General features: G+C 58.6%; 7 protein-coding genes. 2 read left to right on the top strand and 5 right to left on the bottom strand.

The window, feature by feature from the left end; genetic code table 11:
• Positions 1–91 precede the first annotated feature (91 nt).
• Together GS429_RS11585 and GS429_RS11580 are read right to left on the bottom strand one after the other, a co-directional pair.
• Positions 92–571 (bottom strand): DUF892 family protein, encoded by a 480-nt coding sequence (locus GS429_RS11585; RefSeq protein ID WP_160065520.1) that lies wholly within the window; start codon positions 569–571, stop codon positions 92–94.
• 106 nt (positions 572–677) lie between these two features.
• Entirely contained in the window at positions 678–1,247 is a 570-nt protein-coding gene (locus GS429_RS11580) for a DUF8102 family protein (RefSeq protein ID WP_160065519.1), read from the bottom strand.
• A 226-nt stretch (positions 1,248–1,473) separates the two neighbouring features.
• On the opposite strand from GS429_RS11580, the gene GS429_RS11575 reads away from it, so the two are divergent.
• Positions 1,474–2,802: an MFS transporter gene (locus GS429_RS11575; protein ID WP_160065518.1), complete on the top strand. Its 1,329-nt coding sequence runs from the start codon at positions 1,474–1,476 to the stop codon at positions 2,800–2,802.
• Positions 2,803–2,841: 39 nt separating this feature from the next.
• On the opposite strand, the gene GS429_RS11570 is transcribed toward GS429_RS11575, so the two are convergent.
• The 3 genes from GS429_RS11570 to GS429_RS11560 all read right to left on the bottom strand — a co-directional run bounded on the left by GS429_RS11570 (position 2,842) and on the right by GS429_RS11560 (position 7,264).
• Positions 2,842–3,798, bottom strand: a complete 957-nt coding sequence (locus GS429_RS11570) for a TIGR03557 family F420-dependent LLM class oxidoreductase (protein ID WP_160065517.1) — start codon at positions 3,796–3,798, stop codon at positions 2,842–2,844.
• A 2,117-nt stretch (positions 3,799–5,915) separates the two neighbouring features.
• Positions 5,916–6,377 (bottom strand): DUF7970 domain-containing protein, encoded by a 462-nt coding sequence (locus GS429_RS11565; protein WP_160065516.1) that lies wholly within the window; start codon positions 6,375–6,377, stop codon positions 5,916–5,918.
• Positions 6,374–7,264: a ParA family protein gene (locus GS429_RS11560; protein WP_160065515.1), complete on the bottom strand. Its 891-nt coding sequence runs from the start codon at positions 7,262–7,264 to the stop codon at positions 6,374–6,376. The genes GS429_RS11565 and GS429_RS11560 overlap by 4 nt, the downstream gene beginning before the upstream one ends.
• A 734-nt stretch (positions 7,265–7,998) precedes the next feature.
• On the opposite strand from GS429_RS11560, the gene GS429_RS11555 reads away from it, so the two are divergent.
• Positions 7,999–9,282, top strand: a complete 1,284-nt coding sequence (locus GS429_RS11555) for an MFS transporter (protein WP_160065514.1) — start codon at positions 7,999–8,001, stop codon at positions 9,280–9,282.
• The last annotated feature ends 113 nt before the right edge of the window (positions 9,283–9,395 follow it).

Below are 9,395 nucleotides of genomic sequence, written 5' to 3'. Positions count from 1 at the left end.
ATACACCAACAACGACCGATCCTCCAAGAGAGGCTCGCTACCGCTACACAACCGATGGCTGAGGGTTAGCTAAAGACAGATGGTCCGCCCGTCATTCGAGCCGCCTCCGTTCGACAATCGCTTCCATCTCGGTGAGTGCAGCCTTTGCCTCTTGTCGGTTCGCCTCGAGTCCCGTCGCGATTTCGTCGGGGAGATCCAACTCCGACGCGACGAGCAACAGCCGATCGAGCACCGTGATTTCGAACCGTTCGTTCATCATTCCGGTGCTCAACACGTCCAGATCTCGAAGGTCCGGCGGCGCGTTCGTGGAAACAATCTGGTCTTTCTCCGCGAGTATCCCCTCCATGACGGGACTGCCCGCAGCATGGGGCTCTTCGCCCAACTCTTCGAATATCCGTTCGATACGATGGATCTGCTCGACGGTATCCGCTTCGTGATCCGTAAACAGCGTCTTCACGTCCTCGCTCGCCGCAGCCTCCGCAAGGTCAGCGTGAAGGTCGAGAATTTCCAGCTCGGCGTGATAGAGCTTCCCCAGTTCTCGTTCGAACGTGTCGGTCGGCGTCGTCGTCATCGATTATCCTCCTCGTCTACTCGTCCACTCGGACTCTCATACTCTCGTCGCAGTACCATCGGTTCTCGGATCGAACCACGGGACTGAGCGGTTGTTGGCGTCGCTGTCATTTATCGAAAACCTCTCGTCGAATATGTTCTTGTACGTTTCGCGTATCCACGTCTTCGCTTTCGAGCAGCAATCGGAGTTCGCTCGGAGAGAGTTCCTTCCCTGCCTCCAGGTCCTCGAGCAGTGACGCTCGCGGGAGATTCACCGCATCGATATCGAGGTCCACGTCTTCGACGAAAATTCCGTCTCTCTGTCCCGACCGGTGCAGTGCTTCGGTAAGCACCCGGTCGGCGACTGGATCCGAACTGCCGCCAGAATCCATCATCGAGTTGATCCCCGTACTGTACAGCAGGAACGCAAGCGCATCGCAAACTCCGTCGGTGAACTGGCGATCATCGGTGAGTGCGTCCTGATCCGTTCCCGGGCTCCCGAACAGTTTCTCCCGTTCGCCTTCCTCGAGATGCTCGAACAAAACAGAAAAATCGAGTATCGAGTTATAGACGCGTTCCCGGATATCTCGGCGGCGCTGGTAGCGCTGCTGTTTCGCGTGTTCCCCCTCGTAGCTCTTTTCGCCCGTCAGCCACCGCCGGTCTTCCGTCGTTAACATCGCGTTCTTCCGGCCGGTCATAGTTCGTCTTGAGTCCTCGATAACGGAAAACACCCGAGGTGGTAAATCAATATTGGTTTACCATAATGGATAATCTATTTGTCCGCGAGACGTGATTTACGCTCATGGCCACAATCGCGGTCGTCCGCGTCGGAACCGTCGGCCGACTCGCCGTCGTGTCGAAGACGTCCTCGATCGGATCGATCAGTCGAACGATTAACTGACTCCTCGAGAACCTTCACTATCAATGAGCAGAGAACAAGTTACCGTCGATGCGGAGGAAACGGGACCGCTAGATACGTTCAGACAATTTTTCTCCCTTCAGCGGGACGTACTGGTACTTTCGCTGGCGATGTTCGCGTTCAGCCTCGGTTTCCAGATGACCAACCGCTTTCTCTCCGAATATCTTGTCTTCCTCGGTGCAGCGGGCGTCGTTGTCGGCGCGTGGGGTACCTTCGGGAACGTGATCGGTGCGGTGTATCCGTACTACGGTGGAGTCGTCTCCGACCGCGTTGGATCGCGGTACGCCCTGACCGTGTTCGGGTTTCTCTCGGCGATCGGCTTCGCAGTGTGGTTGGGAGCCGCGTTCGTTCCGACGATCGATCTCGGCGTTATCAGCCTCGAGCCGTGGGTCTGGGTCTTCGTCGGGTTGCTGTTAGCCCAGTGTTGGAAGTCGTTCGGGATCGGCGGCCACTACGCGATCGTCAAGCAGGCGACCGATCCGAGCCGGTTAGCCCACGGGTTTGCGAGTACCGAAACGTTCCGACGGACGGCGTTTCTGATCGCCCCGCTGATCGTCGCCGTTCTCGTAGCAGACGAGTTCATGCCGGGGTTTCTGTGGGTGCTCGTCATCGGAATCGTCTTCGCGCTGCTCGCTACGGTCATGCAACACTACTTGTACGAAACCGATGCGGACTCCGTCGGGAAGGAGTTCGAAGGGTTCGGACAGATACTCGCCGATCTTCGAGCGCTCCCGGACCCGCTGCGTCCGCTCTTAGTCGCCGACGCACTCGTTCGCTTCGCTAACGGGATGGTGTACGTCTTCTTCATCCTCGTGATCACGCAGCTCATGGAAATCGGACTCGCGATTAACGTCCCGGCGATCGGCTCGGTAGACCTCGCGCCGGCCGCGTTCTTCGGGCTTCTCTCGGGAATCGAGATGCTCGTCGCGTTACTCACGATGGCTCCCGCGGCGAAAATCGCGGAATACACCGGACTGAAGCCCGTCGTCGGGGCCGGGTTCTTCGTCTACGCCGCGTTCCCGATCATGCTGATTTTCGCCCCGGAAAATATCTGGATCCTCGTCGCACTGTTCGCCTTCTCCGGCCTTCGATTCGCCGGATTGCCGGCTCACAAGGCACTCATCGTCGGCCCGGCGGAACAGGGATCCGGCGGGCGGGTCACCGGCTCGTATTACTTCCTCCGCGGGATGATCGTGATCCCGAGCGGATTGCTTGGCGGAATCCTCTGGCAGTACGCGTCCCCCGAACTCTCGTTTACGATCGCCTCGATCATCGGACTGATCGGAGTCATCTACTTCGCCATCTTCGGCAAGGAGTTTGAGCCGTATCGGTAAGCCGACGGCTAGCTCATCACTGTCTTTTCTGTGATCCGGTCAGTCGATTGCTGGCAGCACCTCACTCTCGTAGAACTCGACGAACTCGTCCTGATTCGAGCCGATCTGGTGGATGGTCACGTGATCGAACCCGGCATCGATATACTGCTCGATCGCTTCGATATGCGCTTCCGGGTCCGAACCGCAGACGACCAACTCTGCGATGTCCTCCTCGGAGACTGCTTCGACCGCCTGCTCGAAGTGTGCGGGCGTCGGGAGTTCCCACATGAGTTCTCCGGGGAGTGCCGCTTGCGGCCAGATTTCGTGGGCCGTTTCGACGGCCTCCTGTTTGTCCGCGGCGTAACAGACGTCGATTTCGGCGTACCGCGGATCATCCTCCCCGCCCCCATCCTCGAACTCGCTGAGTAATTCCTCGTCGGGTGCGACCGCGACGATCCCGTCACCGATTTCACCCGCCGCTCGTGCCGCGTTCGGACCATCAGCGGCGACCCTGATCGGCGGCAGTTCATCCGGCAGCGTATACACTCGAGCGTTCTCGACCGTGTAATAGTCGCCCCGATAGCTGACGGTTTCACCGCTCCACAGGGCCCGAATGACCTCGACCGCCTCACGAAGCATCTCAAGTCGGACCTCGTGTTCCGGCCACCGGTCGCCGAGGATGTGTTCGCTTAGCTGTTCGCCGGTGCCGACGCCGAGGAAGAACCGGTCGGGCAACTGCACGCCAGCGGTCGCGGCCGCTTGCGCGATGATCGCCGGATGATACCGGATGATCGGACACGTGATGGCCGTTCCGAGCCGCAGATCGTCGGTCGCCTGGGCAATCGCTCCGATCACGTTCCAGACGAACGGACTCTCACCCTGCGTCGACGTCCACGGATGATAGTGGTCGGAGATCAGCGCGTACTCGAACGCCGACCGATCCGCGAGCGTCGCGTACTCGACGAGATCGTTCGGACCGTGCTCCTCACAGATGAGTTTGTAGCCAATTTCGGTCATAGTGGATGCGTTGTGGGCCGGACTCCTGGAAAGGGTGTAGCAAATCCGGTGGATCGTACAACTGGTCCGATGACCATCCGATCCTTAGTTGTCATACTTGCAGCGGCTTCGATTCGCGTTCGACCCGAGACTGGAGAACGGGAAACGGAGTCGGGTGTTACAGTCTCGCTGTCGGTATCGTCTCAGCGGAACGGGTCAATCGAACAAGTTTGCTCGAGACGATCGTCGTCAGTGGTGGCAGCACGAGGGGCGAGAGAACGGTGTTTCTTCAGCGTCGTCTTTGCGAGAACCCGACTTCTCGGGACTGGACACGGCGGTTCTTAGGTGTGTACCGTTTCAGCGATAGCGTTCTCGGTTTACAATATCTACAATAGGTGAAATAGGTACAATAGGTACAATGAGTGGAATAGAAAGAACAGGCACAATAGATAGCGGAGTAGAGTAGCCACAACGGGAACAACAGCAGCAATAGATGAAGGGTGTAAGTGGATTTGACAGTTTACAGCTCAGTTGATCGCAGAGATACGGACACGAAACCGAACACCGCTCTCGGAGAATCCACGCCGGTCTAACCACAAGATTTCAGCAAGGCCCGCTACTCGTCAACGGCACTCCGTCGACGGCCAGCAGAACGCACGCTGTGAACAGAACGTCTTCGTCCAGAAACGGGAGCAACGGTGAGGCCACGTTGACTACCATTATCTCGCCAGCATCGCGTCGGCCGCCGCGGGTGCGGATACCTTTTTCACTAAGATCCATCTCGGACTTCGCACAGACCATCGCATGATTCGATGAGCGTCGTTACTAATGACTATGCCGTCTCGAACCCTCCTCACGGCAGACTTTGAATACCTCGAGTCGACCAGCGCGTTTGCCCACGAATGCCCTGATACCCCGATGTCGTCGTGACCAGCAGGGGATATTCTGTAATTCCGTTCAACGCAACTGTAGAGTCCCGACGAGGAACAATTGGAACGACTGGTCAGTCCAGCAGGGAGTGGGCTCTTTTGTATCGCGCTATGAGGTATATTTGTTGTTTTGTCCACGATCGAGCCAGTCTTGTGCAATCGAGAGAACGATTACTAACCTCTCTCGATCAACAGTTCAGTTGAGCGCATTCTGCGAATCCACTTGCTCCCACACCGACGTCGTTGCGACGACCATCGAGTACCAGCGAACGTACCTGAGCGGTCGGTCTGGGAATCCCGTCATTACGTTTTTTCTTCGTCGGCCGTAGAGTGAGGTGATCGTAACTGTGACGCACAGTCACGACCCGGGCAGTAGACGCTGATACTCGACCGACGCCATCGCCCTTCGGCGGGCACTCGTTTACGAGGTCTCACTCTATAGCGATTCTCTCTCCCATAGACCCGCTGCCGGCGACGGAGGGGCTGACCTGCGCGTCGTCGAGCCAAACACCCCCGATGTGAGGTCGCAAGTAGCAGGTCCTCGAGCGTATCGACGATCATTCGTCAACCGCGGTCCCGGACTGTTGATCTGTCTGATACGGTCTACTGGAGGTCAGTGCCGGCACAACCGCAGCCAACATACTTGCACCGGTAACTCGGTACAGCAGTCCGTATGAAATCCTAAAGTCTTCACACGAGTCCTCAACGCAGTGGTAGGGGCTTTTACCGATAGTTCCGCTTGGTCCTCCACGATTTCGACCGCAAGAACTGCTCGATAGCGGCCTGACAATCGCGTGTCGCGCGTGGTGATCATCCAACGCTCGGTCTGGTTTTGCCGTTCGTGAGTCCTGAATGAAAGAGTACTCACAAAACCATGCGACTATCACCGTAATCGATCGCCGTCTCCATCCAAATCCGCGCATTCTATGGAGAGGCCTCCTTATCACGAGAAAACAGCCGATGTAAACCATACAATGGTATATGGAAAGCACGGACACTGGTGGGAGATGCTGCCGTGAACCCTCGAGTACGTCTGATCCGCCGCGGACGGCTATACTGCTGCGTTGGCCGGGAACTCCCGCTCGTCGTTCTGAGTGTCTCTCAGCCACGTTCCGCCCTGTTCCGAGGATGGAAAGTAGCGATGAGACGAGTAGCGTGATTGTCCGTACTCCGAAACACATCTCTGCAGTACCGGAAGCGTCGACGTGCTTATTCGGGACCCGACTGACGCCGTTCCTCGAGTACGAGTTCGGCGACACGTTCGGGGCGTTCGTTCGCGAGACGGAGGATCGCATCGTGAATCTCACGGGTTTCCTCGTCGAGAACGTCTGCTTCAGCGAGCGTCGGAACGATCGAAGTTCGAACGGTGTTCTTGAATTCGTCGACCGTCTCAGTTCGCGCGTAAAACGGTTTCTGCTGAACCTCGCTGTATTCGAACGCGGGACCCGACTCCGCGGGCGATAGCGACGCTCCGGGGCCTCCGCTGGATTCGTTCGGAGCTCCAGACTGCTCCGGCGTCGCCCCATCGTTCACACTCGAGTTGGGAGCGTCCTCCGACGGTGGTTCGTCGACAGTCCGCATCGAATCCGCTCCCGGGTCAGTATCGTTTTCGTCCGCCGGTTCGGTTCGTCCGCCGTCATCCGATTTGAGATCGTCGAACGGATTGCTCATCGGTCGATCCCTCCGGCTGCAACGATCTCTGCCAGTTCCACGTAGTAGTCGATCTGGTCGCTCTCGGGAGCATACTCCTGTAGCGGCTGATTGTGCTGTAGCGATCGCGAGAGTGCAGACCGGTGTCGAATCCCCGGTTTCGGAGACTCCATCTCACCGGCGTCGATTGCGTCGAACTCCTCGGCTGTAATCCGGGCGAAGTCCGGAACGGCCTCCTGTAGCGGCTGTCCGGGATTGACCTCGTAGGTCGCCGTGTTCAGGTTCTCGAGCAGTTCTCGATCTTCGGTTTGTTGATCGATCCGATCGGCGAGTTTGTTCGGGACGACCGCGAGAACGTCGACATCGATGTACTCTCGTGCCGGTTCGATCAGCCGTTCCATGGTTCGCTTGTAGCCGCCGATCGCGCTCGAGCCCGGTTCGATCGGGATGATGACGTTTCCCGTCGCGACGAGCGCGTTGTTGTTGAGCATCCCAGGGTATGCCGGACAGTCAAATACCACGTAGTCGTATTCGGTTCCGAGCAGCGGATCGACGATCTTCGATTTGATCCGTGCCGATCCTTGCATCGCGCCGGCGAGGTCGTTTTCGACGTCTTCTAGCGTGTTCGACGACGGGAGCAGATCGAATCCGTGGTCGGTCGACCGAATCAGGTCGTGAGGTGTCGCATCGCCTTCGAGGATAACGTCCCCGAGATTGATATCGCTCTGATAGGCTGCTTCGAAGCCGAGGCCATTAGTCGCGTGGCCGTTCGGGTCGAGGTCAGCGTAGAGCGTCTCGCCGCGCTCGGCGAGTTGGCGCGCGAGATTCATCGAGGTTGTTGATTTGCCGACGCCGCCTTTCAGAATGACCACGCTGACGGCACGTGGGTCGGTCGTTGAAGCTTCCATTAGTGGATTGGGTCCGTTTTGAATAGGGAACAATAGGTGCCTATTGTCCAAATATCGTGTCTTTCAGTGCTATTGACTGGTTTCATTCTATCTTCTTAACTCCACCTATTGTGGACTCAGTAGGTACAATAGGTGCGATAGGTAGAGCAGTCAGAATATCTGCAATAGGTAGTTTAGGTGAGGTGGAAAAGGTCCCCATTGTGCCCGTTCCACCTATTGTATCTACTGCACCTATTGCACCTATTCTAACCAGCATAGCTGCTGTAGCTGCGTTTTCGGGACCGAGTCGAGTACTGTATCTCGAAACGGTGCTGCATTGTAATGGACGGTGCGAGCGCTTTCCGAGCAGACCGGCTGCAATGCTGGCAGGTGCGCGTTCATCCCCGAGCGCGGACTCATACTGTCGGACAGCAGTCACTGAGAAGTCGGTCGCGAATTCGCGGCCGTCATCCCCGAGGACGGCCGCAGTAGCGCGACCGATATTCGAATCGTTCTGTCCGGCAGTATCAACCGCAAGGACGAACGCACCGAGAAAAGGCAAAACACCGCGTCGCTGTAGTGTGCTTTCCAAGTCGCTAAGTGGCCCGACACGAATCAGCCAGCAGACGGTCCGGCGCGACGACCCACAGGACGGTCGCGTCATTCGGGTCAGGGCCGGTGCCACCGACCGATCGAGTTCGGTCGTTGAGTACCGACCGCTGATCGAGAGGACCGATAGCTGCGACAGAGACGAAATGACACTCTCCGATAACGACAGGGCGGTCGCGAGGTTTACCATGCTCGCACACGGCACCGTTCACTGGTTCGAGTTAGCGATACCGATTTTTCTCGTCGTTTGGCTCGAGGCCTTCGAGGTGAGCGTCGGGCTCCTCGGCGTCGTCATCGCGCTGGGCTATGCGCCATTCGGCCTCGGCGCGTTACCCGCGGGAATGCTCGCCGACCGATACGGGCCGAAGCGACTCGTTCTGGTCTGTCTCGCCGGCATGAGTGCCTCCTTCGTCGCCCTCGCGTTCGCGACTTCGATCTACGCTCTCGCGGCGGGCCTGTTGTGTTGGGGAATATTCGCCAGCATCTACCATCCCGCAGGTCTCGCCCTGATCAGCACCGGCGTCGACGAACGGGGGACGGTCTTCGCCCGGCACGGCATCGCCGGTAACGTCGGTATCGCGTTGGGTCCGTTCGCTACCGCGACGCTGTTGCTCGCGCTGGACTGGCGACTCGTCGCCGTGGCGCTTGCCGTTCCCGGCGCGGTGGCGACCGTCTACGGACTCCGAGCCGAGTTCGATCCGACCGCTGCGCTCGAGGGGGGTCACGCGCCGTCCCGGGACGAGACCGGGGCTGGCTCGCAATCGGCCGGCTCCGGGTTCGTCTCGAACTCGCGGACGCTGTTTGCCAGTTCCTTCCTGCTCGTGTTCGCCATCGTCACGGTCGTCGGGCTCTACTATCGCGGTGTCCTCACCTACCTGCCCGAGCTTCTGGGCGGGCTCCCGTCGACGGACGGGATCGAACCGCCGGGCGGCCTCGAGGAGTTCTCGATCGGCGACTACGTCTACGTCGGACTGCTCGTCGCCGGAATGGCGGGTCAGTACGTCGCGGGGAAGTTGACCGGGCGCGTCCCCGTGGCTCGCGGACTGGTCGTGGTCTTCGTTGCCCTCGCAATCCTCGCCGTCGCGTTCGTGCCGATATCCTCGATGGGACTCGCGGCGGTCGCGCTGTACTGCGGGATCCTCGGCTTCGCGCTGTTCGCGATCGAACCGTTCTACCAGGAGGCGGTCGCTGTCTACACGCCCGCCGACACGCGCGGGCTCTCCTACGGCTACACCTATCTTGGGATGTTCGGACTGGGCGCGCTGAGCATCTCCGCGGGTGGACTCCTGCTGGATCGCGCTACGATGGGTGTGTTCTTCGCGACGCTCTCGGTGATCGCGCTGGTGGGTGCGGCCGTCTCGGTCACCCTCCTGTGGCGGTCGCTGTCGAACGACGCCGAAACCGAGGGAGCGGTGGCTACCGACGATTGATCGTCTCAATACACCCTAAAAATCTAAAATTGTGCTTTGTTGAATAGCTGCTGAATGGTAGTTAGAGTGGTTCACAGAGCTTTTCTATGTTGATGATGGCGAACATGAGGACA

This window comes from Natronorubrum halalkaliphilum, from assembly GCF_009834785.1.
Classification (GTDB): Archaea; Halobacteriota; Halobacteria; order Halobacteriales; family Natrialbaceae; genus Natronorubrum; species Natronorubrum halalkaliphilum.
Note: the sequence above shows the minus strand (reverse complement) of the source record. Positions and strands in the feature narration are given on the sequence as shown.